Raw genomic sequence first — 24,873 nt, forward strand, 5'->3', positions numbered from 1 at the left:
GGTTATTACGGATTCACAAAGGTGGTTTTCACACGTACTGAGCGCTTGAAATAGGGCACTAACAGTGCCGCCGCCAGCAGTGGAAATAGCAACTGGCGTACCGCGAGTGCGTCAGGTACCGGCGAAAAAGCAAAGGCTTTAACCGCCAGTAAGACGGAGACCAGTAGCCAGATAATATAATGTTTCGGAACACTGCGTCTGCGCTTAAAGAACGCAATCGTCAACCACAGGGTGTAATACCACATGGCGATCGCGGTGAGAAAAGAGACGCCCCACAACAGCAGATTGCCGGTACTTTGCTCTGCCAGCATCGCAAACGTTTTGGGAGAGGCGAGTGCTGTAGCATACAGAAACAGGGCCAGCGAGGCACTCAGCAAGGCGACTAAAAGCCAGGCCAGAGGGCCCAGTAACCAACCGCCAATGCGCTGTGCCGGTGTTGTGGTCATAAAATCTCCGGAATTGCCATATGTACCGTTCTTTTTGGGGCGGTTATTATAAAGCTTTTACCGGCAAGCGCTACTTTCTTATTGCACGTAGCGCCAGACTGATTTCGGTACCTGGCCAACATCAAAAAGGCGACCGCCGGAGACCAGTTCAGCGCGACGGTGATCGGCAGCGCGATACATATTGATAATGTCCTGGTCATCGGTAAGGGTGTAGTGCAGATGGTCAAACAGTTTTTCCAGACTTTCGAGCGAGCTAATTTTGCGAAATTTTAATAAATAATCCTGAACAGTCATAAACAGGGATCCCTATTATAAAAATAAAGCCTACGAGTCGTGAACGTAAATAAACCTTTCCGGCGAAAAGAACCGGCAGGCAAATGTCAACAAAGTATTTTCTTAAGTGGTGTTTGACGTGTCAGACGACACCAGAGCGAAGGGTAACGCGCTTCGCCATGACTGGCAATACGCGCAGAGGCAGGAAGCCGCACAATCCGCTTTTTCAGATAATTTTTACGGCTTTTTCTGCGATCAACAGGGGAAAACAGACCTTCCAGGCGACATACGTCGCCTGGCACACTATTTCTGCTGAATAGCGGCGGTCGGTTCGGGAGGCTGATAATTATCAATATGATTAGCGACGCCGAGGAGCACCACAGAGACTGCGAGAACCACCCAACCAGTTAATTCAATAAGACGATCGATGACTGACGACATTTGCGTTGTTTTATCCTTAAATACAGGCAGCAGATGTTACTTAGCAATAATTATCCCGGCAAGTGTTTTGGGAACGATTTCAGTGACTTTATATCGACAAAATGCGCGAAAGTGACATTTATTTGACTTAAGTTAAATAACGACCTTTCTTGCGGCAGGGTGAGTAAACTATTGTTAGTGGTTTATGGATAGTGTGAAATAGTCGCAGACTGAAACGAGAGGCATAGATATGAGTGACAACATCCGGGTAGGACTGATCGGCTACGGATACGCCAGTAAAACGTTCCATGCTCCCCTGATTGACGGCACACCGGGACTGGAGCTGGGGGCAGTATCCAGTAGCGATACAGCGAAAGTGAAGGCGGACTGGCCTTCCGTGGCCGTTGTCTCTGAGCCGAAGCATCTGTTTAATGACCCCAATATCGATCTGATTGTCATTCCTACCCCCAACGATACCCACTTCCCGTTGGCCAAAGCGGCGCTGGAAGCCGGCAAACATGTGGTGGTGGATAAGCCCTTCACCGTGACACTGTCACAAGCTCGTGAGCTGGATGCGCTGGCGCGCAGCCTGGGACGGGTGCTTTCTGTTTTCCACAATCGCCGCTGGGACAGTGACTTTTTGACCCTGAAAGCGATGCTGGCAGAAGGTGTTCTGGGTGAGGTCGCCTATTTCGAATCGCATTTCGATCGCTTTCGTCCGCAGGTGCGCGACCGCTGGCGTGAGCAAGGGGGGCCGGGGAGCGGTATCTGGTACGATCTGGCTCCGCATCTCCTTGACCAGGCGATCAATTTGTTCGGCCTGCCTGTCAGCATGACGGTAGATTTAGCGCAGTTGCGTCCGGGGGCGCAGTCAACGGACTACTTCCATGCCACGCTTTCCTATCCACAGCGTCGGGTTATTTTGCACGGTACGATGCTGGCCGCGGCGGAATCGGCACGTTATATCGTGCATGGTTCGCGCGGCAGCTATGTGAAGTATGGTCTGGATCCGCAGGAAGAGCGCCTAAAAAGCGGGGAACGTCTGCCACAGGAAGACTGGGGCTATGATATGCGTGATGGCATCGTCACACGCGTTGAGGGCGAAACGCGGGTGGAAGAGACCTGGCTGACCGTGCCGGGGAATTATCCGGCGTATTATGCCGGGATCCGCGACGCGCTGAATGGTAACGGCGAAAACCCGGTACCGGCGAGCCAGGCCATCCAGATCATGGAATTGATTGAGCTGGGCATTGAGTCGGCGAAGCATCGTTCGACGTTATGTCTTGCCTGATGTCTGAAAAGCCCGATGAAATTCATCGGGCTTTTATCTTTATGCCGTTGCGACTTTTTCACGCAGCGCCTGTTTTTCCGCTGCGCTCAGGAAGGCGCTTTCCAGTCCGTTGATCTGCGCCTGACGAATCTGCTCACGGCTCAGTCCCGCTGCCGGTGCCGCGACCGTATATTCGTGAACAATATCCACCCCCTGGACCGCCGGGTCGTCAGTGTTCAGGCTGGCGAGGATGCCGTGCTCCAGGAACGTCTTCAGCGGATGGACGGATAACGACGCCACGGTGCTGGTCTGAATATTTGACGTCAGACAGGATTCGATACCAATACGCTGTTCAGCGAGGAAATCCATCAGCGCGGGATCCTCTACCGCTTTTACGCCGTGACCGATACGTTCCGCACCCAGTTCGCGAATGGCCTGCCAGATGCTTTCCGGACCGGCGGCCTCACCGGCGTGCACCGTAATATGCAAACCGGCATCACGGGCGCGGTTGAAATGGGACAGGAACAGACTGCCGGGGAAGCCCAGTTCATCACCGGCAAGGTCGAGGGCGGCTATCCGATCGCGGTGCGCCAGCAATGCTTCCAGTTCTTGCAGGCAGGCGGCTTCGCCGAAGGTCCGGCTCATGATGCCGATCAGTTGCGCCTGTACGCCAAAGGTTTGGCAGCCTTCACGCACGCCGGCAATCACGGCTTCAACCACGCCAGCGACCGGCAGCTGATGCGTCATTGCCATGTAGCCTGGGGAAAAACGCAGCTCAACATAGTGCAGGCCATTACGCGCGGCGTCTTCGATGTTTTCAAAAGCCACGCGGCGACAGGCGTCAAGGGAGGCTAAGACCTTTACGCCCCAGTCCAGTTTCGACAGAAAGCTGACGAGATCGGGCTCTGTAGCTGTCACCTGCACATGAGGGATCAACGCTTCAAGGGTTTGTGCGGGGAGGGGCAAATTGAACTGGCGGCCAAGATCCAGAATGGTTTGTGCCCGGATGTTTCCATCAAGGTGGCGATGAATGTCAGTTAACGGCAGGGAAGTATCAATCATGGTCGCACTCATTATTCGAATATAAAAGTGCGCTCTATTATAAAAACAAAAGCAGGGGAAAAGCTATGTTGCGCAATGATTAATTCCATTGCGCAACAGGCTGTCAGCGTACTGAGCGGATTGCGTTAATTAACCCGTTCACCCCTTTTTCCAGTTTTGAACGGGGACAACCGGCATTCAGGCGCACAAAACCGCGTCCTTCATCACCGTAGGTGTAGCCGGGCATGATGGCGACTTTTTCCTGCTGAATCAGCGCATTCTGCAATACGCTATCGTCAACGTTCAACGCCCGCAGGTCAATCCATGCGAGATAGGTCGACTGAGGCATCTGCCAGTTGAGTTCAGGAAACGCGTGGTTCAGCGTATCCGCAACGTAGCGCAGATTGTCCCTGAGATACTCCCGCAGCGCATCCAGCCACGGCGCGCCCTGTTCGTAGGCTGCAATGTGCGCAGTCAGCGCCAGCACGGCGGGAGACGACAGGCCATCGCGGCCTTTTAGCGCACTCAGATACGCATCGCGACTGTCAGCGTCTTCAATCACTCCCCAGGCGCCGGTCAGCGCCGGAATGTTGAAGCTCTTGGAGGCGGACGTGAACAGCGCCCAGTGGTCGCGTGCTACGTTGCTCCAGGGAATATGCGGCTGTTCGCCCCAGACCATATCCATATGAATCTCATCAGATATCACCCGCACGCCGTGACGTTGGCAGCGTTCCGCCATCGTCTCCAGTTCTTCGTGCGTCCAGACTTTACCGGTTGGGTTATGCGGACTGCACAGCAGCAGAATTTTACTTTCCGGGCGAGCCAGCGCCGCATCCAGTTTGTCCATGTCACAATGCCAGCCGCCATTTCGCTGCTCCAGCGCCACCGGCACAACGTGGCGCTCATTGCCTTCGATGGCCTTATAAAAGGCGTCATAGGCCGGGGTGTGAAGCACCACACCGTCGCCGACAGAAGACCACTGGCGGATGAGCTGCGACACCATATAGATTACAGAAGGGCCATACACCAGCGACCCGGTATCAATGGGCGTGTTGTGACGCCGGGCAAACCAGTGGGCGATCGCGCTGAGAAACGCATCATTCTTCCAGCGACTGTAGCCCAGCACACCATGTGCGAGGCGCTGATTTAGCGCCTCCAGGATGCAGGGAGCCGTCGCGAAATCCATATCAGAGATGGTAAACGGCAGCAGGTCGGCGGTACCGAAACGATCGGCCACGTAATCCCATTGCGTGCACCACGTACCGTGACGGTCGACAACCTGTGAAAAATCAAACATGCGCGTGTCCTTATGCCTGAACCGTATTCATCAGGCCTGCCATTTCGTCTTTAACCGACTGGACCTGCGGGCCAATCACCACCTGTAGGTTATGCTGATTCAACTGCACAACGCCAATGGCTCGGTTGTCCTTCAGCGCCTGCACGTTCACCTGCGACATATCTTTAACAGAAAGACGCAGGCGGGTAATGCAGTTATCCAGACTGACGATGTTATCAGCACCGCCCAGCGCGACCAGAATAGCAGGAACGTTATAACCCGATTTTCCCGGCGTTCCGGCAACGGCTTTTTCGAGCGTGCTGGCGATTTCACTGTCACGACCCGGTGTTTTGAGGTTAAAGCGGGTGATGGCGAAGCGGAAGATGGCGTAGTACACCACGAACCAGACTGCCGCCACGACCGGTACCAGATACCACTTGGTCGACAGCCCGTGCAGGATCCCAAACACCACAAAGTCGATAATATTGCCGTCGGTATTACCGATAGTCACACCCAGTACCGACATCATGGTAAAGCCCAGACCGGTCAGTAACGCGTGAATGACATAGAGCACCGGCGCGACAAACAGGAACAGGAACTCCAGCGGTTCAGTCGTGCCGCCAACGACGCAGGCAATCAACCCTGAGATCAGCAGTCCTTTGATCTTGTGACGGTTCTCCGGACGTGCGCAATGGTACATCGCTAACGCTGCACCCGGCAAGCCGCCGAGGAACGCCGGCATTTTACCCTGTGACAGGAAGCGGGTGGCGCTTTCCGAGAAGCCCTGCGTGGTCGGGCAACTCAACTGTGCCTGGAAAATAGTCAGTGCGCCGCTCACCGAATGACCACACACTTCCTGGGTGCCTCCGGCGTCGGTAAAGCGAATCAGCGCCACCAGAATGTGATGCAAACCAAACGGCAACAGCAGGCGTTCGCCCGTACCAAACAGCATTGGACCAAAGTCACCCGCGCTGTTAATCATATGGCCCAGGCCGCTGATTCCCATCGCGAAAACCGGCCACACCAGCGGGATCACCAGACCGACCAGACCCATCACCACCGAGGAGACGATCGGGACAAAGCGGGTGCCGCCGAAGAACGCCAGCGCATCCGGCAGGCGGATGTTATGGAAACGTTCGTGCAGCATCCAGACGATGATACCGGCGATTACTGCGCCGAGGATCCCGGTGTCGATGGACTGGATGCCGAGGATATTCTGGATGTTGTTGGCTTTCAGCACTGCTGCATCGGTGGTTGGCAGAATGCCTTTCGCGGTCAGCCAGAAGTTGACGGCGAGGTTCATAACCGCGTAACCGACAAAACCGGCGAACGCCGCAACGCCTTTGTTTTCGCGCGCCAGTCCGAGCGGGATAGCAATACAGAACATCACCGGCAGGAAACTAAAGGCGAAGGAGCCCACTTTGCTCATCCAGGTAAAGATGGCCTGTAGCACCGGATTACCCAGTGCCGGAAGCAGGGTGATCACATCGTGGCTGCTTAACGAACTGCCAATCCCGAGCATAATCCCGCAAAACGAAAGCAGTGCCACGGGCAACATAAACGTTTTCCCCAACTGCTGGAAAAACTCCCACAACGTAATTTTTGGTGTTGTCTTCGCCGTCATCTAACGACTCCTTGTGCAAATCCATTGGTAATGAGCAAATTTGAGCAAGAAGATAAAACGTTTTACCATTTTTTAGTGCGGTGAAAGTCACATTATCAGCGGATGATTACGCGTATAAATATAAGTTATAGATAAAACGTTTTATCTGTCACATTATCAGGGAGTCCGGCGTTTTTATGGCTATAGCCAAAAAAATCACTATTCACGATGTCGCCCTTGCGGCAGGTGTCTCCGTCAGTACGGTTTCACTGGTGCTCAGCGGCAAGGGTCGCATTTCAACCGCCACCGGCGAACGGGTGAATGCGGCAATAGAACAACTGGGTTTTGTGCGTAACCGTCAGGCCTCGGCGCTACGGGGTGGGCAGAGCGGCGTGATCGGACTGATTGTCCGCGATTTGTCGGCGCAGTTTTATGCGGAACTGACGGCGGGACTAACGGAAGCGCTGGAAGCACAGGGGCGGATGGTGTTTTTACTGCATGGCGGTCAGGATGGTGAACAACTGGCCCAGCGCTTTGCCATGTTACTGAATCAGGGCGTTGACGGGGTGGTGATCGCCGGGGCGGCTGGCAGTAGCGACGACCTGCGCATGATGGCGGAAGAGAAGGGCATTCCGGTGGTTTTTGCCTCGCGGGCCAGCTATCTGGATGATATGGATACCGTGCGTCCCGACAACATGCAGGCCGCGCAACTGTTGACCGAGCATCTGATTCGCCACGGTCATCAGCGCATCGCTTGGCTGGGTGGGCAGAGTTCTTCATTAACGCGTGCGGAACGCGTCGGCGGCTACTGTGCGACGCTGCTGAAATACGGTTTACCGTTTCACAGCGACTGGGTGATGGAGTGCGCGTCCAGCCAGAAGCAGGCCGCCGAGGCAATCGGCGCGTTACTGCGGCGCAATCCAACCATCAGCGCCGTGGTGTGCTACAACGAAACCATTGCGATGGGGGCGTGGTTTGGTCTGATGCGGGCGGGGCGGCAGAGCGGTGAAGTGGGTGTCGATCGCTACTTTGAACAACAGGTCTCGTTAGGCGCCTTTGCTGACGTGGCGGAAAACGCACTGGACGATTTGCCGATTGTCTGGGCGACGATACCGGCCCGGGAAATGGGGTACAGCCTGGCGGAGCGCATGCTGCAACGTCTTGCACACGAAGAGAGTCACTCCCGTAATCAGACGCTGTCTGCGCGGCTGGTGGTGCAAAAATAAACCCCTCCGTAGAGGGGCTTTAACGATTATTACTGCGGCAATACCATACCAAACATCGCGACAAACTCTTCCAGCGGCATCTTCTTACCGTTTAAGGTCACCTGACCGTTAGCGTACTGCAGGCTGGTGCCAATGGTGTTGTCCTCAAGGGTGGTAATGCGGAACATCTGTCCCATTGCGGCCAGCCCCTTCACCTGCTGGTTGGCAAGCTTAGCCGCTTCATCCTGTTGATAACCTTCGAGTCGGGCAACCTGAGTCATGAACTCAACGGCCATGTCCACCGGAATCGATAGCTTACCGTCGAACGATTTCACTGAGCGATCGACTTCGTCAGCCAGCGTCTGCGGCTCGCCCTGTGCGGCGGACGGATCCTTCAGGAACAGAGATACATTCAGCGCGGTTTCGCCTTTGGCATTTTTCCAGCTCAGCGGTGCAATGGTGATCGTCGGTTCGCCTTTCATCAACAGCGGCAGGGCACCGAAGAAGGCTTCGGTCACTTTCTGCTGATACAGTTCCGGGTTATCCGCTATGTCCGGTTGAGATAACAGCGCCTGGGTCTGGGCGTTATACTGCTGGCTGAACTGATGCCAGGCCGCGCCGTCAATCTGGCCCACTTTCAGCGTCAGCTTGCCGCTGCCCAGATCCTGATTCTGAACCTTCAGGCTGTTCAGGGCGTAATCCAGCTGGCTGTTGATGGTTTTACCGTCATCCACGAGATCGGTTTTACCGCTGATCTCCATGCCTTCCAGCAGCGCCATCTCTTTGCCTTCAACGGCGAGTGCTACTTTCCCAATCGTGACTTTCTGGTTGCCGACGCGCTCACCGAAGCTGGCAAGCGTGCTGGAACCTTCTGTTTTCAGGTCATTAAAGGAGACCTGGACCTTCTGATCGTACTCATTTACTGCATCGACCAGACCGCTCTTCGCCTCACCGGAAAGGGATACCACTTTTCCTTCTTTATCAGCATTGAAGATAAAGTCGCCGCCGCTGAACGCGACTTTCTCAGCCCCTTTCTCATAGTTCAGCGGTTTCAGCGACAGTGCGGAACGGGTATCGCCGCTATAGCTAATACGAGAATTGACCTCAAAAGGCGTTTCACCTTTCGCCATCTCAAAGAGCGGTTTGCTGACGTCGTTGTTCACCAGGGTGGTTTTCACCGAAGCCATCGACGGCAGGAGATTAAAGGTTTTCAGTTGGGCAAACGGGAAGGGACCGTGATCGACGGATTCATCAAGCACCACGCTCTGGCCCGCTTTCAGCCACGGATTCTCTTTTCCCGCCACCGGCTTAAGCACTAACTGTAACTGGCTACTGAATACGCCACGCTGATAGTTCTGATAAGCGAGTTCCACGTTTGCTTCCGGTGCGGTGAGTTTAATCTGCGCATTGGCCTGGCTGACCATCTCAGCAAGATGGGTTTCCAGCTTCTTACCTGTGTACCACGCACCGCCTGTCCAGACGACGCCGAGTGCGACGATCACACCTGCAGCTACCAGCGATTTTTTCATATTGTTTGTCCATAAAATGAAGCCAGGCGGTAGGGACCGCCCGGCAAAGTCATAAGCCCTTTACAAGCTTAGCAAGAGTTACTACAGAATTCAGTAAGTTGCTAGAGTTTGTTGTAAACCCGCGCCACACGGCCCACGCCACTCATGCTCACCGGCGACTCTTCGGCGCTGATAAACGCCGATTCCCCCGGTTTAAGTACCAGACTCTGTTCGCCTTTGCTCAACACCGCTTCGCCTTCAACGCAAAACAGGATCGCCGCGCTTTGCTGGTCAATCGTCGTCTCTTCGGCTGACAGAGCATGCAGGGAGAACGCGAAATCATCCACCGGGATAGGGAAATCGAGTTCCGCGCCGTTTTTCACCGGCGTGGTCAGTAACTGGTTTGCCGGCTTTGCGTCGAACTTAACATTGGCGACCAGTTCCGGGATGTCGATGTACTTCGGTGTCAGACCCGCACGCAGCACGTTATCGGAGTTCGCCATAACCTCCAGCGCCACGCCCTGCAGATAGGCATGCGGCGTTTCGGCGAACAGGAACATCGCTTCGCCAGGATTCAGTTTCACCACGTTCAGCAACAGAGGCGAGAAGAGACCGCTGTCGTCCGGGTAAAATTCTGCGATAAGGCGGATAGTTTGCCACGGTTCGCCCTGTTGGGTTTCCAGCGCCGCTTTCAGAATCGCCAGCGCCCGGGATTTCTCTTCGCCCTGCATACTCAGCAGACCGGCAAACAGCTCGCTCAGACGCTCAGCGTTGGGGTGTTCCAGAAAATGGGCGATGGCGGTGTGCGCGCCAGCCACCGGTTGCAGCAGTGAAACGATTTCAGAGAACTCGCGGAATGCGTTCATGGCAAGGAACGGGGTCAGGGCGAAAACCAGTTCCGGCTTATGGTTCGGATCCTTGTAGTTGCGCTCTGCGGCATCCATCGGGATACCGGCGGCATTTTCTTTAGCAAAGCCGATTTCAGAATTACGCTTGTTTGGGTGTACCTGAATGGACAGCGGCTGCGCAGCACACAGCACTTTAAACAGGAACGGCAGCTCCCCGAAGCGCTTTGCCACGGCATCGCCGAGCAAGGCGGATTGCCGACTGTCGATCGCGTCACGCAGCGACACAATGCGTCCGCTGGCATCTTCAATCTTCGAACTGCTCTTCGGGTGTGCGCCCATCCACAGTTCCGCCATGGGTAACTGCTGCGGATTCGCCAGACCATAGAGTTCCGTCAGCGCTGTTTTACTTCCCCAGGCGTAGTTCTGAACGGAGTTGATGAGTTTTTGCATGTTCAATGCCCTGTTGCAAGTTGGAAATCAGTGAAAACTTAATTCGACTATTAAAGCAAGAAACCTGTGGGAAGTAACCTGTGGGCGCAAAAAGTCGTACTTGTCTCAGTTTTTGTTAAAAAAATGTGTAGGATAGTGTAACTCGCTTTTAACGAGGGCAATGGAACATCTGCCCTGAAGCCTAAGAAAATCAGACCGAGCAGTAAGTGAGAGAACAATGTCAAACAAACCCTTTCATTATCAGGATCCTTTTCCCCTTAAAAAGGATGATACCGAATACACCCTGCTGACCAGTGAATATGTTTCCGTCGCCGAATTTGAAGGACAAGAGATCCTCAAAGTCGACCCGCAAGCGCTGACGCTGCTCGCGCGCCAGGCCTTCCATGACGCTTCATTTATGCTGCGTCCTGCGCACCAACAGCAGGTTGCCGATATTCTGCGTGACCCGCAGGCCAGTGAAAACGACAAGTATGTGGCGCTGCAGTTCCTGCGTAACTCCGACATCGCGGCAAAAGGTATTCTGCCAACCTGTCAGGACACCGGCACGGCGATAATCGTCGGAAAAAAAGGCCAGCGCGTCTGGACCGGCGGTGGTGATGAGGCGGCGCTGGCGCGTGGGGTGTACAACACGTACATCGAAGATAACCTGCGCTACTCGCAAAATGCCGCGCTGGATATGTATAAAGAGGTGAATACCGGCACCAACCTGCCCGCGCAGATTGACCTCTATAGCGTCGATGGCGATGAGTACAAATTTCTTTGCATCGCGAAGGGCGGCGGCTCAGCGAACAAGACCTATCTCTGGCAGGAAACCAAAGCGCTATTAACACCGGGCAAGCTGAAAAACTACCTGGTCGAGAAGATGCGCACGCTCGGAACCGCAGCCTGTCCGCCATACCATATCGCTTTTGTGGTAGGCGGGACGTCGGCGGAAGCGAACCTGAAGACCGTGAAGCTGGCGTCGGCAAAATACTATGACGAACTGCCGACGGAAGGAAATGAGCACGGTCAGGCGTTCCGCGACGTTGAGCTGGAAAAAGAACTGCTGCTGGAAGCGCAAAACCTCGGCTTAGGCGCACAGTTTGGCGGCAAATACTTTGCCCATGATGTTCGCGTGATCCGTCTGCCGCGTCACGGCGCGTCTTGTCCGGTCGGGATGGGCGTCTCCTGTTCGGCGGACAGAAACATCAAAGCGAAGATCAACCGCAAAGGCATCTGGATCGAAAAACTGGAGCACAATCCGGGTAAGTACATTCCTGAAGAACTGCGTAAAGCGGGCGAAGGGGAAGCGGTACGCGTGGACCTGAATCGTCCCATGAAAGCGATCCTTGAACAGCTATCGCAATACCCGGTTTCGACTCGTCTTTCCCTGAACGGCACGATTATCGTCGGTCGTGATATCGCGCACGCTAAATTGAAAGAGCGGATGGATAATGGCGAAGGGCTGCCGCAGTATGTGAAAGATCACCCGATTTACTACGCGGGTCCGGCGAAAACGCCGGAAGGCTACGCCTCCGGTTCACTCGGTCCGACTACCGCCGGGCGTATGGACTCGTATGTCGATCAGCTTCAGTCGCAGGGTGGGAGTATGATCATGCTGGCGAAAGGTAACCGCAGTCAGCAGGTGACCGATGCCTGTCAAAAACACGGCGGATTCTACCTCGGCAGCATTGGCGGTCCGGCAGCCGTTCTGGCGCAGGGCAGCATCAAGAGCCTGGAGTGCGTGGAATATCCGGAACTGGGAATGGAAGCTATCTGGAAAATCGAAGTCGAAGATTTCCCGGCCTTTATTCTCGTTGACGATAAAGGAAACGATTTCTTCCAGCAGATTCAGACGTCGCAGTGCGCACGCTGCGTTAAGTAACGTCAGCCGCCCTTCGGGGCGGTTTTTTTTATCGCACAAACCACCAAACGGTGGTGCTGTCATCGTTGATACTCATAAGACCGCAAGCAAGTGGGCAATGTCGAACATAACCTAATCAATTCATTATCTAAGGAGCAGGTCATGGTAACGGTACGCAGCGAGAAAGATTCGATGGGCGCGATTGATGTCCCGGCAGATAAGCTGTGGGGAGCGCAAACCCAGCGTTCGCTTGAGCATTTTCGTATCTCCACCGAGAAAATGCCCGTCTCGCTGATCCACGCGCTGGCGCTCACCAAGCGCGCAGCGGCAAAGGTTAACGAAGATTTAGGGCTGCTGGACGCCGAAAAAGCCGCCGCAATTATGCAGGCTGCCGATGAGGTGCTGGCAGATAAACACGCCCAGGAGTTTCCTCTGGCTATCTGGCAGACCGGGTCAGGTACGCAAAGCAACATGAACATGAACGAGGTGCTGGCAAACCGGGCCAGTGAACTGCTTGGCGGCGTTCGCGGCATGGAGCGCAAAGTCCATCCTAATGATGATGTCAACAAGAGCCAGAGTTCAAACGACGTCTTTCCGACGGCGATGCATGTCGCTGCGCTGCTGGCGCTACGCAGCCATCTTATTCCGCAGTTGCAGGTATTAACAAAAACGCTGAATGAAAAATCACACGCCTTCGCAGATATTGTCAAAATTGGCCGTACTCATCTCCAGGACGCCACGCCGCTGACGCTGGGGCAGGAGATTTCCGGTTGGGTGGCGATGTTAGAACATAATCTGCGGCACATCGAAAACAGCCTGCCACACGTGGCGGAACTGGCGCTGGGCGGTACAGCCGTTGGCACCGGGCTGAATACGCATCCGGAGTATGCCCGCCGCGTCGCCGACGAACTGGCAGCAATTACCCACGCTCCCTTTGTCACGGCACCGAACAAGTTCGAAGCGCTGGCAACCTGTGATGCGTTGGTTCACGCCCACGGCGCGCTGAAAGGGCTGGCGGCGTCGCTAATGAAAATCGCCAACGACGTGCGCTGGCTGGCATCGGGGCCGCGCTGCGGCATTGGCGAAATTGCGATCCCGGAAAATGAACCGGGTAGCTCGATAATGCCGGGCAAGGTCAACCCGACCCAGTGCGAGGCGCTGACGATGCTGTGCTGTCAGGTGATGGGGAACGATGTGGCGATCAACATCGGCGGAGCGTCAGGCAATTTCGAACTGAACGTCTTCCGTCCGATGGTGATTCACAACTTCCTGCAATCGGTGCGTCTGCTGGCGGATGGTATGGAGAGCTTCAACGCGCATTGTGCGGTCGGTATTGAGCCGAATCGCGAGCGGATTAATCAGTTACTTAATGAATCGCTGATGCTGGTTACCGCGCTGAATACCCATATTGGCTACGACAAAGCGGCGGAAATCGCCAAGAAAGCGCATAAAGAGGGGCTGACGCTGAAAGCGGCGGCTCTGGCGCTGGGCTATCTCACCGAAGCGGAGTTCGACAGCTGGGTGCGGCCAGAGCAGATGGTCGGCAGCATGAAACCGGGTCGTTAATCTGCCACATACAGGTGCAGTCGCGGAATGATCGGATGCAGCGGTTGCGCCTGCGGTTTAAATCGATGCTGTACGTTTTCGGCGTCGTAGTTCAGTAGCTCGCCAATATCCGGCATGCCTGCACCGTTTTCCGTATTGATTAACGCGATAAGCGGCGTCGGGCAGGCATGCTGTACCTGCTTTTGTTCGCCTTTGTACCAGACTCTGGCAATGGGTTGAACCTTCACCGGACGCTTAATTTTCAGTTTTGCCTGCTGCGGCAGGGCGGCGATGTCCTGATACTCGCGCTCAAGCTTTGCCTGCCACTCTTCGCGCGTCCAGGGATGCACGCTGCGCGGGGTATTCAGACTCTTTTCCAGTTGCGCCAGGACCTCATCGCGCGTCAGATTCTTGATGATATGCTTGTTCGCCCAGCCAAAGCGCAGTGTCGCCGGATCGTTTATCACCGTCAGCGTCCGGTAGGCATTAAGCGTAATCAACCCCGGCAGATGGCGATGGACCCATTCAAAGCGCGCGGCGGATGGCAAACCGGACTCGACGGTGACAATATGCTCAAAAGTGGTTTTCAACTGATTGATACGCAGCACCTGGTTTTCCAGCGCGGCCTGGCCGGCACCGTCAACCTGATAGCACAGCACACCCGGCAGACGCACCGCCGCTTTACTGCTGCGGGTTTCGGACTGCTGCTGAATAAACAGGTGACGATAATGCGCCAGCGCCAGCGTTTCGGCCTCTTTGCCCAGATGCTGCTTCACCGCAATGGTATCCAGCGGGGAGTGCTCGGCCTCTTTGGTCACTTCCGGTAGCGAAAAGACGCGGGCAATCATCAGCTGATGTTGTCCGAGCGTTTGTGTCAGTTCGGCCAGCGCCTGCTCCATCAGGCGAAACGTGGTATTCAGTCTGTCGACGAGATCGTAACGGGTCATTGCGCACCTCATTAGTTACAACATACTCAACTTATAGCAGGTTATTTCGCCTGCGACTACGGTGCGGGTGGCGTCAGCCAGCGGTTAATTCGGAAAGTGTGTGCCGGATCGGCCAACAAAAGCTGAAGCGGGCACCGCCCAGTTCACTTTCCCCACAACTGACCGTGCCACCCATCGCCTGAGCGATGGAGTAGACGATAGCCAGACCCAGACCGCAACCGCCGGTGGCGCGATCCCGACTCGGATCCAGGCGAACAAAAGGCTCGAAAACGTTCTCTCTGGCTTCCGGGGCAATGCCTGGACCGTCATCTTCAACGACCAGCGTGGCGAAACGATCGCTAAGTTGCAGGCTTATCTGCACCGTGGACTGGCAATAGCGCAGCGCGTTGTTTAACAGATTATCCAGCACCCGTTCCATGAGTCGCATATCCAGTGCACCGTAATCGCCGTTGACGAGGTGTGAAACCTGAAGCGTTCGCTCAGGATTCACGCTCTGTACATCGTCGATGTGTGCCGTGAGCCAGTTTGGGAGGTCCGGTTCGCTCAAATGCAGTTCATTCTGCGGTCTGTCGAGCCGGGCGTAGGTTAACAGTTCCTCAATCAAGGCTTCGAGTTGCCCGATATCGCGATTAAGCGCCAGCGACTCCTGCTCACTGAGGTTTTCACTCATCTCCAGCCGGTAGCGAAGTCGAACCAACGGGGTACGCAGTTCATGGGCAATCCCGTCGATCAGCTGTTTTTTACTGGCGATCAGCGCATTGATATTGTCCGCCATCTGGTTAAAGGCAATGCCCAGGCGTTCAAAGCTGGAACCGCTGTCAAAATTCAGTCGTTCGCTGAGATGACCGGTGCCGAACCGCTGAGCGGCAGCTTCCAGTCGCAGCATTTCCTGCCAGTGAGGACGCATCCAGATAAACACCGGAAAGGCCAGTGAAATGGCGATAAACGCCATTAGCGCGATATCCAGCAGGCGCATCTGATGGAGAAAATAGAGATAGGGAATGGGGCCAACGGCCAGTACATAGTGACTGCGCGGAATACGCTGAATGAAGGTGTACTGATCGTCGAGTGCAATGATGTCACCTTCACGCAGACGCTGCATACTTGGGGCATCCAGCGTGAATTTCGTCAGTGGCTCAACGCGCAGGTCAAAAGAGAGATTAAGATCCATCTCTTTGAGCGTTTTACCCCAGTCGCGCGGGGGGATCTCGCGCAATTCGCTGCGCATCAGATAGAGCGAGCTTTTCATCAAATCATCGAGCGACTGCCTGCCGGCTCGTTCCGCGGTGAATTTATAAACCAGTCCGACCAGCAGGGTCATCACCAGAAAGCAGACAAACAGCAGGAGATAAAACTGCACGAACAGTTTCTTCATTAAAAATCACCGAATGTTCAATGTTGTGTCTGATGCAAACGGATTGCAGGCACGTTGCTCTGTTGTCCTGGTCGTCATCATGCGCATCCCGCCAGGCAGTGTACACTGTCCTGTCCTGCGTGAAAATTTTGTGATGAAGAGGGAAACCTCTTTCCTGGCTAAAGTATATGGTGTCGTAATAACAGGAATGGATCTTTTCAAGGGAGAGAACAAATGCTGGTGCGTAATACGCTGACGGAAGCCTTACCATTACGTACGCGGGCAGGGGCCGTGGGCCTGGTATTGAGTCTGGAAGGCGCGCGTTATTATATTTTTCATAGTCGCCAGACCAGCGATCAGGTTGCCAGCTCCGTTCTGCAAAGGAGGCTGGAACTGCATCATGACTTGCTGCACCGAGGACACGAAGACCCTCCGCCTTACGATAGCGCACAAGGCCAACTGCGCTACCGAGAGCTGATTGGTTTCGCGAGGAATATGGCAGCGAGAACCGCTATGGATCCCGAGGGGCGACATGCGGAAGAAGCAATGATTGAACACTGGGATGAAGTATTGCGGGATTTCGCGAACCATCGACATCGTCTTCCCCGGCGTGCCGACGTCTTTCTTACCTATTGCCCCTGTCAGGTGACCAATCGCGATCCCAGTCCTGCACGTCAACTGGGACGCATTCATTATCCACTGTCCTGCCACGAAAAATTACGTCGGTTCTGTACAACAGAAAACCGTTCGCACATGCACTGGACGGTTTACTATGAGCATCTGTTTCAAACGGTCCCCGGGCTGGATATTCATTATGGCAATCTCCGGATCCTGAGACTGCCTCCCCATATCGTCATGCCGTAACCGGCGAACGGCGTCGTCTTACTGGCCTTGCACTTCATCCCAGGCGTGCGGGGCAAACAGATAGCCCTTGTTACGTACGGTTTTAATACGATAGGGTTCTGCCGCGTTATCAAGCAGTTTCTTACGCAGCCGCGAGATGGCGACGTCCACGCTGCGATCCATACCGTCGTAGCTTACGCCTCGTAGATTTTTCAGCAGCGCATCGCGGTCCATAATCTGTCCGGCATGGGTGGCGAGTTCCCATAACAGTTCGAAATCGGCGGTGGACAGTATGACCTGCTCACCGCTGAGCAATACGACACGGTTGATGGGGTCGATGGACAGGGAACCAAAGCGCAGGGTTTTATGCGGCGTGACGGTGGCAGGCTGAAACCCTTTGCTATGGCCAGATTGATCGCTCTGACGCAGGTGCAGCCGCAGGCGGGCCAGCAGCACCGCTGGCGGTGTGGTCTTCAGAATGTAGTCGCAGGCGCCCATTTCCAGCGCCAGGATGTGGTTCATGTCGCTGTCAAGCGAAGTGAGCAGGACGACGGGACCCTGCCATTGCCCCTGCAGGTCACGACAAAGGGTCATGCCGTCTTTGCCGGGGAGCATAATATCCAGCAGCACCAGGTCCGGTTGAACCTCTAATATCCGCGCTTCCGCCAGATCGCCACGCGGTTCGACGACCACCTCGAAGTCATGTTTTGCCAGATAGGCCGCAATGAGCGCACCGACCTCAGGATCGTCTTCAACAAATACAATCGTGTTCATCGTCTTGATTGCCGATCAGAAAACGTCAACATACACCGCCGGGGCGTTGCCTTCCATTAATCTTTCCTAAACGGGGACGCTTCCGTTATGCTGGTTGCCGATGTTATTGATGTGTAAAGGCAAGGTAATGGGACTCGTGATTAAAGCCGCGCTGGGTGCGCTGGTAGTGGTGTTGATTGGGTTGTTGGCAAAAACGAAGAATTACTACATCGCAGGGTTAATCCCGCTGTTCCCGACATTCGCGCTGATTGCACATTACATCGTGGCCAGCGAACGGGGTATTGACGCGCTGCGAACGACCATCGTGTTCAGCATGTGGTCAATTATTCCCTATTTTGTCTATCTCGTTTCGCTGTGGTACTTCACCGGTTTTCTGAAGCTGCCGGTGGCGCTGGGCGGGGCGGTGATCTGCTGGTGCCTGAGCGCCTGGCTGCTGATCTTTTGCTGGGTCAAACTTCACTAACGCAGGTGACGACCACCGTCCACGGCGAAACTGCGGCCGGTCACAAAGCAGCTGGTCAGCAGATAATCGATTAAATCAATTACCTCTTTTTCGCCCGGAGCCGTTTTCATCAGCGATTTGTTCAGTGCCTGCTGACGGTACTCGGCATCGTCACCTTCGTTAAACAGAATCAACGAAGGGGCGATTGCGTTAACCTTCACCTCTGGCGCGAGCTTACGGGCGAATGATCGGGTCATATTATCCAGCGCCGCCTTACTGGCCGCATAGGCGATATGCTTGTCGCTGCCTTTCTCCACAACGTAATCGGTAAAGTGAATGATGTCACCGGCGGCGTGCCCGTGCCCGCGCAGCATGCCTTCCAGCGCATGATTAAGCAGATAGGGGGCATTAACATGGATTTGCATCATACAGGCCAGTACATCAGAGAGCGGCGTTCCGGGTTTCTCTGCCATCCATGCGCTGGCGTTGTGCACGATGGCGCGCAGGCCGCTGGCACACGCTTTAACGTTATCGGCAAAGGCCAGAATGCCTTCATCGGTAGAGAAATCGGCCTGAATGCACAGGGCTCCTGCCTGGGTCAGCCCATCAATGGCCGGATAATGCGTGCGGTAGCTGACGATCACCGGCTGTTTCTGATTGAGAAAGTGCCAGGCAATGGCGAGACCGATGCGGCGACCTCCACCGGTCACTAAAATGGGCAGAGGATGTTGGGTTCCCATCGAAAAACTCCTTATGCGCCTGCGAATCAGGCAATTAGCGTCAAACGATGGGATGCGCTTACCCCACCAGCAACCAGGTCGCCGGTACGGCGGCAACCAGTAACAGACCTATCAGAATCATCTCCTGACGATTCAGAACGTTATCATGCGTATGCGTCTTGCGTGCATACAGGAACACCAGCAGACCCGGCGCATACAGCACCACCGAGAGCAGCAGGTGCATTGGCCCGGAGGCATACAATAACCATAAGCCATAAATGCACGCACCGACACCTACCGCCTGGTGAAGCGGGCGGGTGGCAATTTTCAGCAGAAAGGCACCGACGAGGAAATAAGGCACCAGAATCATCTCTGAGGCGATGGTCAGCAGCGTGTTGTAATCTGAACCGGTAAGCCAGATAAGCACCAGGCAGACCTGGACGCAGAGGTTGGTGAGCCACAGCGAAGCCGATGGTGCCCCTTGCGCATTCTGACGGGCGAAAATCCGCGGAAAAGCTTTATGCGTTGAGGCGAGAAACGGCACTTCCGCCGCCATAATCGTCCAACTCAGATACGCTCCGCAGACAGAGACAATCAGGCCCGCCGCAATGATAATCTCACCCCACGGTCCCATCATTTTGACCATCAGACCGGCCATTGACGGGTTACGGATTTCCGCCAGTTCAGGACGGGCAACCACGCCAAGTGAGAGCAGGGTAACCAGCAGATAAACGGCAAGTGCAGAGAGTACCGCTAACAGCGTGGCGCGACCCACATCGTGCTTATTACGCGCCCGCGCCGAGACCACCACCGCGCCTTCCACACCGATGAACACCCATAACGTGATGAGCATCGTGTTCTTAACCTGTTCCCAGACCGGGACTCCCAGCGCGAGGCCGGTAAAATCGAGGCTGAAGACCTCCAGTTTAAACGCCATAAAGGCCAGCACGATAAACAGTCCGAGCGGCAACAATTTTGCCAGCGTCGCCACCAGATTAATGCTGGCCGCCGTTTGTACGCCGCGCAGTACCAGAAAGTGCACCACCCACAGCAGAACCGAAGCGCCAACGATCGCCTGCCAGGTGTTCCCGTCGCCAAACAAACGCAACGCTGGCGTGTCTGTAAAGAAGCTGAGGGCAGAGAAGACAATGACGAGGTAGGAGACGTTGGCAATCACCGCGCATAACCAGTAGCCCCAGGCAGAGCAGAAACCGATCAGCTCCCCGAATCCTTCACGAGCATAGGTGAAGATGCCGCCATCCAGTTCGGGACGGATACGGGTCAGAATCAACATGGCAAACGCCAGCAGCAATATCCCGGCTCCGGTGATCGCCCAGCCGATGAGTAGTGCCGACGGACTGGCAACCGCGGCCATGTTCTGCGGCAGACTGAAAACACCTGCGCCAAGCATTGAGCTTAAAACCAGCGCGGTGAGTGCGCTCAGTCCCAGTTTCTTTTCCATGGTTATCCCGTGGTAAAAACGAACGATGAAGAATAATTATTGTGGCAAAACGCATAAAAATGGTGAAAGCCACTAAGGCGCGGGATTTTACGGAGAGAAGAGACTGCATGCAATGATCAGAGAAAAATTTGTGACTAATAAAACGAAAGGCGGCATAAAGCCGCCTTATTTTGCTACCGGAGATCGTTATTTATACAGATCGGCGCTGATGGTCATGTTGTTACCACGTTCCTGCCACTGGCGAGTAATGTGGTAATACTTGGCCCCTTGCTTCGCCGCACGTTTGGCGACCTGATAAGAGACTTCGGTCATGCTGCTGTAGTTGCCGGTGAACTTGATGCTGTCGAACGGCACCATCATAGCCGCCGTGGCTTTGTTCAGCTCTTCGACTTTCGTGCCATCTGGAAGGGTGACAGTGTAACGTCCACCTTTAGTGGATTGCGTTTCGAAGAAGCGGCCCACGTCAGAGCTCGGGGATGCGGTAGTGGCTACGCCCGGGATTTCGACGTTCTTCGCCGCCTCGCCGCCAGCAGCGAGCGCTGCGCGACCAGCATCGGAGTCTGCCGGGATCGCGTCAGGGCTCTGCACCACGCGTTTCTTCGCATCTTCTTTATAGATAAAGGCGGTGATACGCTGGTTGCCACCCTGGTTCGCATCAATCTGACGTACGATGTAGAAGGAGTAGGCTCCTTTTTCACGTGCGGCTTTAGTGATGGCGTCATTCACTTCCGGCTGGCTGCGGTAGAAACCCTGTACCGTGACGGTATCAAACGGTTCCAGCATGACGGCTTCAGACTTCGGTAATTCAACCACGCCATTGATCACGCGGTTTTTGCTGGCTTCCGCTTTTTCGGCGTCGGCTTTGTAGAAGTCTGCAACAACACGCCAGTTACCACTGTTGCCAAAATCAGATGTATCAACGACATAAAATGAGGCAGCGCCTTCTTTATCTGCGCGGCGGTTAACGGCCTTCACCGCGTCGCCAATCGCATTAAAACGGCCTGTGACCGTGACACGGTCGTAAGGTTTCAGTGCTGCCGCTTGCTCCGGCGTCAATTCTGTTGCTGCGTTTACGGAAAAAGCCGTCGCAGAAAGAAGTGCGGACGCCAGGAGAGTGTTCTTAAGCTTCATAAAAATAATCCTTCGCCTTGCGCAAACCAGGTACTGGTATTGTTATTGACTAGAAACGTGGCTGATTATTGCATTTAAACCCGGTGACTGTCTGCGTCATTTTTCAATCAGCATGGCAGATGACGTCACAAGGTCGATAACAAATTATGATATGTCGAAAAAATGGTCATTTCACAGTAAAAACTGATGAACGTGCTGAATTTTATAAGTTAATTTAATGTTAATTAGTTGATCTGCCGTGGCGCTTAATCATGTTTTGCCGCTTCGTCTGAGCGATTTATTGGCCTTTCTCAAGGAATTGAAGGTCATTATCCCGGACAGAGGGCTGAATCGTTCCTGTTTTGCTGATAATCCGACAAATACTGTTTTTTGGCGCTAGATCACAGGCGCTATTTTCAGTACGTTATAGAGAGTTTGTTACTGTTTTATTTTTCCGGGGTAACCTATACCTCCTGCGTGAAATTGCTTACGCGATTCCACGATCACTGACAAACCATCATCAAAAATACCGATGGAAGGGAACATTATGCGAATTGGCATACCAAAAGAACGGTTTACCAATGAAACCCGCGTAGCAGCGACGCCAAAAACGGTTGAGCAACTGCTGAAGCTGGGTTTCACCGTCGCGGTAGAGAGCGGCGCGGGTGGACTGGCGAGTTTTGACGATAAAGCTTTTGTAGAAGCGGGCGCGGAAATTGTCGATAGCAGCGCTGTCTGGCAATCAGAGATCATTCTGAAGGTCAACGCACCGGAAGATGAGGAAATTCCGTTACTCAATCCGGGCACCACGCTGGTCAGCTTCATCTGGCCTGCGCAGAATCCAGAGTTAATGCAAAAGCTCGCCGAGCGTAATGTGACGGTGATGGCAATGGATAGCGTACCGCGTATTTCACGTGCGCAGTCGCTGGATGCATTGAGCTCCATGGCAAACATTGCCGGTTATCGGGCGATCGTGGAAGCGGCGCACGAGTTCGGCCGTTTCTTTACCGGGCAAATTACCGCAGCGGGCAAAGTCCCTCCTGCCAAAGTGATGGTGATTGGCGCCGGTGTTGCCGGTCTGGCTGCCATTGGTGCGGCGAACAGCCTGGGCGCGATTGTACGTGCCTTTGACACCCGTCCGGAAGTGAAAGAACAGGTCCAGAGTATGGGCGCTGAATTCCTCGAACTGGATTTCAAAGAGGAAGCAGGCAGCGGCGACGGTTACGCCAAAGTGATGTCTGAAGCGTTTATCAAAGCGGAAATGGCGCTGTTTGCCGCGCAGGCAAAAGAGGTCGACATTATTGTCACCACTGCGCTGATCCCCGGCAAACCAGCACCGAAACTAATAACCCGTGAAATGGTTGACTCCATGAAAGCGGGCAGCGTGATTGTCGATCTGGCCGCGCAAAACGGTGGCAACTGTGAATACACGGTCGCCAATCAGGTCACGACCACGGCAAATGGCGTCAAAGTGATCGGCTATACCGACTTGCCAGGGCGTCTGCCGACGCAGTCTTCCCAACTGTACGGCACTAACCTTGTTAATCTGCTCAAACTGCTGTGCAAAGAGAAAGACGGTAATATCACCGTTGATTTCGACGACGTGGTCGTGCGTGGCGTAACGGTGGTGCGTGACGGTGAAATTACCTGGCCTGCGCCGCCGATTCAGGTGTCTGCACAACCGCAGGCCGCTGCGAAAGCCGCGCCGGCAGCAAAAGAACCGGCAAAACCCACATCGCCGTGGCGTAAATATGCGCTGATGGCGCTGGCGATCATTCTGTTCGGCTGGCTGGCTGACGTCGCGCCGAAAGAGTTCCTCGGGCACTTTACGGTATTCGCCCTGTCCTGCGTGGTGGGTTATTACGTGGTCTGGAACGTCTCTCATGCTCTGCATACGCCGCTGATGTCCGTGACCAACGCCATTTCAGGGATCATCGTGGTTGGCGCGCTATTGCAGATTGGCCAGGGTGGCTGGGTTAGCTTCCTGAGCTTCATCGCGGTACTGATTGCCAGCATCAATATTTTCGGTGGCTTCACCGTGACTCAGCGCATGCTGAAAATGTTCCGGAAAAACTAAGGGGTAACACATGTCTGGAGGATTAGTTACAGCTGCATACATTGTTGCCGCGATCCTGTTTATTTTCAGCCTGGCGGGACTTTCAAAGCATGAAACGTCTCAGCAGGGTAACAACTTTGGTATCGCCGGGATGGCGATTGCGCTGATTGCCACGATTTTTGGCCCGGATACCGGCAACGTTGCCTGGATCCTGGTGGCAATGATCATCGGCGGCGCGATTGGTATTCGTCTGGCGAAGAAAGTCGAAATGACCGAAATGCCGGAGCTGGTGGCGATTCTGCACAGCTTTGTCGGTCTGGCTGCGGTACTGGTCGGCTTTAACAGCTATCTGTATCACGAAGCGGGCCTCGAGCCGATTCTGGTCAATATTCACCTGACCGAAGTGTTCCTTGGCATCTTCATCGGTGCGGTGACCTTCACCGGCTCGGTGGTGGCGTTTGGTAAACTGCGCGGTAAGATCTCGTCTAAACCGCTGATGCTGCCGAACCGCCATAAAATGAACCTCGCGGCGCTGGTGGTTTCTTTCCTGCTGCTGGTGGTTTTTGTACGTACCGAAAGCGTTGGCCTGCAGGTTCTGGCGCTGCTGGTGATGACCATTATCGCGCTGGCGTTTGGCTGGCACCTGGTGGCCTCCATCGGCGGGGCGGATATGCCGGTCGTGGTCTCCATGCTGAACTCCTATTCCGGTTGGGCAGCGGCGGCGGCAGGCTTCATGCTGAGCAATGACCTGCTGATCGTGACCGGTGCGCTGGTCGGTTCTTCCGGTGCGATTCTGTCTTACATCATGTGTAAGGCGATGAACCGCTCGTTCATCAGCGTCATTGCGGGGGGCTTTGGTACCGATGGTACGGCGTCCAGCGGTGATGAAGAAGTGGGTGAACACCGTGAGATCAGTGCGGAAGATACTGCCGATATGCTGAAAAACTCGCATACGGTGATCATCACCCCGGGCTATGGCATGGCGGTGGCGCAGGCACAGTATCCGGTTGCGGAAATTACCGAGAAACTGCGCGCGCGCGGCATCAAAGTGCGTTTCGGCATCCACCCGGTTGCCGGGCGTTTGCCGGGCCATATGAACGTACTGCTGGCGGAAGCGAAAGTGCCTTACGACATCGTGCTGGAAATGGACGAGATCAACGATGATTTCGCCGATACCGACACCGTGCTGGTTATTGGCGCGAACGACACGGTGAACCCGGCGGCGCAGGACGATCCGAACAGTCCTATTGCCGGTATGCCGGTACTGGAAGTGTGGAAAGCGCAGAACGTTATCGTCTTTAAACGTTCGATGAATACCGGTTATGCCGGTGTGCAGAACCCGCTGTTCTTTAAAGAGAACACCCATATGCTGTTTGGCGATGCCAAAGCCAGCGTGGATGCGATTCTGAAAGCGCTGTAATCGGTTGTTCGTTCAAAA

General features: G+C 54.7%; 22 protein-coding genes. 8 read left to right on the forward strand and 14 right to left on the reverse strand.

Going from position 1 to position 24,873, the window contains the following annotated elements; genetic code table 11:
* Positions 1-5: 5 nt before the first annotated feature.
* From ACERJC_RS06150 to blr, 3 genes are all read right to left on the reverse strand, one after another.
* Positions 6-446 (reverse strand): DUF2569 domain-containing protein, encoded by a 441-nt coding sequence (locus ACERJC_RS06150; RefSeq protein WP_046480527.1) that lies wholly within the window; start codon positions 444-446, stop codon positions 6-8.
* 78 nt (positions 447-524) lie between these two features.
* Positions 525-740, reverse strand: coding sequence for a transcription modulator YdgT (ydgT, locus tag ACERJC_RS06155; RefSeq protein ID WP_012905703.1), 216 nt, complete (start codon positions 738-740; stop codon positions 525-527).
* 282 nt (positions 741-1,022) lie between these two features.
* Positions 1,023-1,148, reverse strand: a complete 126-nt coding sequence (gene blr / locus ACERJC_RS06160; protein WP_178826111.1) for a division septum protein Blr — start codon at positions 1,146-1,148, stop codon at positions 1,023-1,025.
* 241 nt (positions 1,149-1,389) lie between these two features.
* On the opposite strand from blr, the gene ACERJC_RS06165 reads away from it, so the two are divergent.
* Entirely contained in the window at positions 1,390-2,430 is a 1,041-nt protein-coding gene (locus ACERJC_RS06165) for an oxidoreductase (RefSeq protein ID WP_373671267.1), read from the forward strand.
* Between the two features lie 39 nt (positions 2,431-2,469).
* On the opposite strand, the gene add is transcribed toward ACERJC_RS06165, so the two are convergent.
* The 3 genes from add to malX form a co-directional block, all read right to left on the reverse strand.
* A complete protein-coding gene (gene add / locus ACERJC_RS06170) occupies positions 2,470-3,471 on the reverse strand; it encodes an adenosine deaminase (RefSeq protein WP_373671268.1) in 1,002 nt (333 codons plus the stop codon).
* A 103-nt stretch (positions 3,472-3,574) separates the two neighbouring features.
* Positions 3,575-4,747, reverse strand: a complete 1,173-nt coding sequence (locus tag ACERJC_RS06175; protein ID WP_373671269.1) for a MalY/PatB family protein — start codon at positions 4,745-4,747, stop codon at positions 3,575-3,577.
* Between the two features lie 10 nt (positions 4,748-4,757).
* On the reverse strand, positions 4,758-6,350 hold the full coding sequence (malX, locus tag ACERJC_RS06180) for a PTS maltose transporter subunit IICB (protein ID WP_373671270.1): 1,593 nt from the start codon (positions 6,348-6,350) through the stop codon (positions 4,758-4,760).
* Positions 6,351-6,526: 176 nt separating this feature from the next.
* Here malX and ACERJC_RS06185 point away from each other — a divergent pair, with 176 nt between their 5' ends.
* Positions 6,527-7,555 carry a Mal regulon transcriptional regulator MalI gene (locus ACERJC_RS06185; protein ID WP_152404810.1) on the forward strand — a complete coding sequence of 343 codons (1,029 nt, stop codon included), beginning with the start codon at positions 6,527-6,529 and terminating at the stop codon, positions 7,553-7,555.
* A gap of 29 nt (positions 7,556-7,584) precedes the next feature.
* On the opposite strand, the gene ACERJC_RS06190 is transcribed toward ACERJC_RS06185, so the two are convergent.
* Positions 7,585-9,063 carry a YdgA family protein gene (locus ACERJC_RS06190; RefSeq protein WP_373671271.1) on the reverse strand — a complete coding sequence of 493 codons (1,479 nt, stop codon included), beginning with the start codon at positions 9,061-9,063 and terminating at the stop codon, positions 7,585-7,587.
* Between the two features lie 101 nt (positions 9,064-9,164).
* Entirely contained in the window at positions 9,165-10,340 is a 1,176-nt protein-coding gene (gene manA / locus ACERJC_RS06195) for a mannose-6-phosphate isomerase (RefSeq protein WP_373671272.1), read from the reverse strand.
* 217 nt (positions 10,341-10,557) lie between these two features.
* On the opposite strand from manA, the gene fumB reads away from it, so the two are divergent.
* Both fumB and fumC read left to right on the forward strand, forming a co-directional pair.
* Entirely contained in the window at positions 10,558-12,204 is a 1,647-nt protein-coding gene (gene fumB / locus ACERJC_RS06200; RefSeq protein ID WP_152404807.1) for a class I fumarate hydratase, read from the forward strand.
* A gap of 141 nt (positions 12,205-12,345) precedes the next feature.
* Positions 12,346-13,749 (forward strand): class II fumarate hydratase, encoded by a 1,404-nt coding sequence (gene fumC / locus ACERJC_RS06205; RefSeq protein ID WP_152404806.1) that lies wholly within the window; start codon positions 12,346-12,348, stop codon positions 13,747-13,749.
* On the opposite strand, the gene tus is transcribed toward fumC, so the two are convergent.
* Both tus and rstB read right to left on the reverse strand, forming a co-directional pair.
* Positions 13,746-14,675, reverse strand: a complete 930-nt coding sequence (gene tus / locus ACERJC_RS06210; protein ID WP_373671273.1) for a DNA replication terminus site-binding protein — start codon at positions 14,673-14,675, stop codon at positions 13,746-13,748. The two genes, fumC and tus, sit on opposite strands and share 4 nt — an antisense overlap.
* Positions 14,676-14,748: 73 nt before the next feature.
* Positions 14,749-16,050 carry a two-component system sensor histidine kinase RstB gene (rstB, locus tag ACERJC_RS06215; RefSeq protein WP_152404804.1) on the reverse strand — a complete coding sequence of 434 codons (1,302 nt, stop codon included), beginning with the start codon at positions 16,048-16,050 and terminating at the stop codon, positions 14,749-14,751.
* 213 nt (positions 16,051-16,263) lie between these two features.
* Here rstB and ACERJC_RS06220 point away from each other — a divergent pair, with 213 nt between their 5' ends.
* Positions 16,264-16,893: a hypothetical protein gene (locus tag ACERJC_RS06220; protein ID WP_373671274.1), complete on the forward strand. Its 630-nt coding sequence runs from the start codon at positions 16,264-16,266 to the stop codon at positions 16,891-16,893.
* Between the two features lie 18 nt (positions 16,894-16,911).
* On the opposite strand, the gene rstA is transcribed toward ACERJC_RS06220, so the two are convergent.
* Entirely contained in the window at positions 16,912-17,646 is a 735-nt protein-coding gene (gene rstA / locus ACERJC_RS06225) for a two-component system response regulator RstA (protein ID WP_286633211.1), read from the reverse strand.
* A 127-nt stretch (positions 17,647-17,773) separates the two neighbouring features.
* On the opposite strand from rstA, the gene ACERJC_RS06230 reads away from it, so the two are divergent.
* On the forward strand, positions 17,774-18,109 hold the full coding sequence (locus ACERJC_RS06230) for a GlpM family protein (protein ID WP_042319174.1): 336 nt from the start codon (positions 17,774-17,776) through the stop codon (positions 18,107-18,109).
* Here the strand turns inward: ACERJC_RS06230 and folM are convergent.
* The 3 genes from folM to ydgH all read right to left on the reverse strand — a co-directional run bounded on the left by folM (position 18,106) and on the right by ydgH (position 21,400).
* Entirely contained in the window at positions 18,106-18,828 is a 723-nt protein-coding gene (gene folM, locus ACERJC_RS06235; protein ID WP_178826208.1) for a dihydromonapterin reductase, read from the reverse strand. The genes ACERJC_RS06230 and folM overlap by 4 nt on opposite strands.
* A gap of 58 nt (positions 18,829-18,886) precedes the next feature.
* Positions 18,887-20,269 carry an amino acid permease gene (locus ACERJC_RS06240; protein WP_373671275.1) on the reverse strand — a complete coding sequence of 461 codons (1,383 nt, stop codon included), beginning with the start codon at positions 20,267-20,269 and terminating at the stop codon, positions 18,887-18,889.
* A gap of 186 nt (positions 20,270-20,455) precedes the next feature.
* Complete coding sequence (ydgH, locus tag ACERJC_RS06245) at positions 20,456-21,400, reverse strand: DUF1471 family protein YdgH (RefSeq protein WP_152404798.1); 945 nt, start codon at positions 21,398-21,400, stop codon at positions 20,456-20,458.
* 526 nt (positions 21,401-21,926) lie between these two features.
* Here ydgH and pntA point away from each other — a divergent pair.
* Positions 21,927-23,456, forward strand: coding sequence for a Re/Si-specific NAD(P)(+) transhydrogenase subunit alpha (pntA, locus tag ACERJC_RS06250; RefSeq protein ID WP_152404797.1), 1,530 nt, complete (start codon positions 21,927-21,929; stop codon positions 23,454-23,456).
* Between the two features lie 10 nt (positions 23,457-23,466).
* Positions 23,467-24,855 carry a Re/Si-specific NAD(P)(+) transhydrogenase subunit beta gene (gene pntB, locus ACERJC_RS06255; RefSeq protein ID WP_046480558.1) on the forward strand — a complete coding sequence of 463 codons (1,389 nt, stop codon included), beginning with the start codon at positions 23,467-23,469 and terminating at the stop codon, positions 24,853-24,855.
* Positions 24,856-24,873 lie beyond the last annotated feature (18 nt).

Source organism: Citrobacter telavivensis (genome assembly GCF_041807075.1).
GTDB classification, from domain to species: Bacteria; Pseudomonadota; Gammaproteobacteria; order Enterobacterales; family Enterobacteriaceae; genus Citrobacter_A; species Citrobacter_A telavivensis.

What these genes read in the sequence shown, in the direction of transcription:
- ACERJC_RS06150 (WP_046480527.1), bottom strand. Translation starts at nt 446, where the DNA reads ATGACCACAACACCGGCACAGCGCATTGGCGGTTGGTTACTGGGCCCT.
- ydgT (WP_012905703.1), bottom strand. Translation starts at nt 740, where the DNA reads ATGACTGTTCAGGATTATTTATTAAAATTTCGCAAAATTAGCTCGCTC.
- ACERJC_RS06165 (WP_373671267.1), top strand. Translation starts at nt 1,390, where the DNA reads ATGAGTGACAACATCCGGGTAGGACTGATCGGCTACGGATACGCCAGT.
- add (WP_373671268.1), bottom strand. Translation starts at nt 3,471, where the DNA reads ATGATTGATACTTCCCTGCCGTTAACTGACATTCATCGCCACCTTGAT.
- ACERJC_RS06175 (WP_373671269.1), bottom strand. Translation starts at nt 4,747, where the DNA reads ATGTTTGATTTTTCACAGGTTGTCGACCGTCACGGTACGTGGTGCACG.
- malX (WP_373671270.1), bottom strand. Translation starts at nt 6,350, where the DNA reads ATGACGGCGAAGACAACACCAAAAATTACGTTGTGGGAGTTTTTCCAG.
- ACERJC_RS06185 (WP_152404810.1), top strand. Translation starts at nt 6,527, where the DNA reads ATGGCTATAGCCAAAAAAATCACTATTCACGATGTCGCCCTTGCGGCA.
- ACERJC_RS06190 (WP_373671271.1), bottom strand. Translation starts at nt 9,063, where the DNA reads ATGAAAAAATCGCTGGTAGCTGCAGGTGTGATCGTCGCACTCGGCGTC.
- manA (WP_373671272.1), bottom strand. Translation starts at nt 10,340, where the DNA reads ATGCAAAAACTCATCAACTCCGTTCAGAACTACGCCTGGGGAAGTAAA.
- fumB (WP_152404807.1), top strand. Translation starts at nt 10,558, where the DNA reads ATGTCAAACAAACCCTTTCATTATCAGGATCCTTTTCCCCTTAAAAAG.
- fumC (WP_152404806.1), top strand. Translation starts at nt 12,346, where the DNA reads ATGGTAACGGTACGCAGCGAGAAAGATTCGATGGGCGCGATTGATGTC.
- tus (WP_373671273.1), bottom strand. Translation starts at nt 14,675, where the DNA reads ATGACCCGTTACGATCTCGTCGACAGACTGAATACCACGTTTCGCCTG.
- rstB (WP_152404804.1), bottom strand. Translation starts at nt 16,050, where the DNA reads ATGAAGAAACTGTTCGTGCAGTTTTATCTCCTGCTGTTTGTCTGCTTT.
- ACERJC_RS06220 (WP_373671274.1), top strand. Translation starts at nt 16,264, where the DNA reads ATGCTGGTGCGTAATACGCTGACGGAAGCCTTACCATTACGTACGCGG.
- rstA (WP_286633211.1), bottom strand. Translation starts at nt 17,646, where the DNA reads ATGAACACGATTGTATTTGTTGAAGACGATCCTGAGGTCGGTGCGCTC.
- ACERJC_RS06230 (WP_042319174.1), top strand. Translation starts at nt 17,774, where the DNA reads ATGGGACTCGTGATTAAAGCCGCGCTGGGTGCGCTGGTAGTGGTGTTG.
- folM (WP_178826208.1), bottom strand. Translation starts at nt 18,828, where the DNA reads ATGGGAACCCAACATCCTCTGCCCATTTTAGTGACCGGTGGAGGTCGC.
- ACERJC_RS06240 (WP_373671275.1), bottom strand. Translation starts at nt 20,269, where the DNA reads ATGGAAAAGAAACTGGGACTGAGCGCACTCACCGCGCTGGTTTTAAGC.
- ydgH (WP_152404798.1), bottom strand. Translation starts at nt 21,400, where the DNA reads ATGAAGCTTAAGAACACTCTCCTGGCGTCCGCACTTCTTTCTGCGACG.
- pntA (WP_152404797.1), top strand. Translation starts at nt 21,927, where the DNA reads ATGCGAATTGGCATACCAAAAGAACGGTTTACCAATGAAACCCGCGTA.
- pntB (WP_046480558.1), top strand. Translation starts at nt 23,467, where the DNA reads ATGTCTGGAGGATTAGTTACAGCTGCATACATTGTTGCCGCGATCCTG.